This is a genomic window from Treponema sp. R6D11 (genome assembly GCF_054786075.1).
This window is the reverse complement of record NZ_BDHD01001262.1, coordinates 1-346: the sequence shown is the minus strand read 5'-3', so window position 1 is coordinate 346 and position 346 is coordinate 1. Positions and strand designations below refer to the sequence as shown.

At 48.0% G+C, this 346-nt stretch carries 1 pseudogene; it reads right to left on the bottom strand.

The features are described 5' to 3' along the window. A pseudogene (gene fliI, locus ACYVTD_RS18360) lies at positions 1-346 on the bottom strand (flagellum-specific ATP synthase FliI); the annotation flags it as partial.

The following is a 346-nucleotide window of genomic DNA, read 5'->3' as shown; positions in this document are numbered from 1 at the left end:
GTTAAGGGCGTTTGAGGCATCTTGAGCGGAAGTAGCGTTTGCCTCTGCCGTCTTTTCTTTTTTTGCCTGCGTTGGTTTACCGGAAGAGACAAGTTTGGCGTTTTTATCCGCCATTTCCTCGTCGGGAATTTGAACGCCCGTTATTTCCGACATCGCAGTAAGCGTATCTTCAAGCGAAGAATGTTCTTCAATGTCCTGCATAAGAAATTCATTAATCGGGACATGTTTTGCTATGGCTTCGTCTATTTCGGGATTGGAACCGTTGCGGTACGCGCCAACGTTGATTAGGTCTTCCGCGTTAGCGTAGGCCGCCATATTTCTTCGGATAACACCCGCAGCCTGTTTG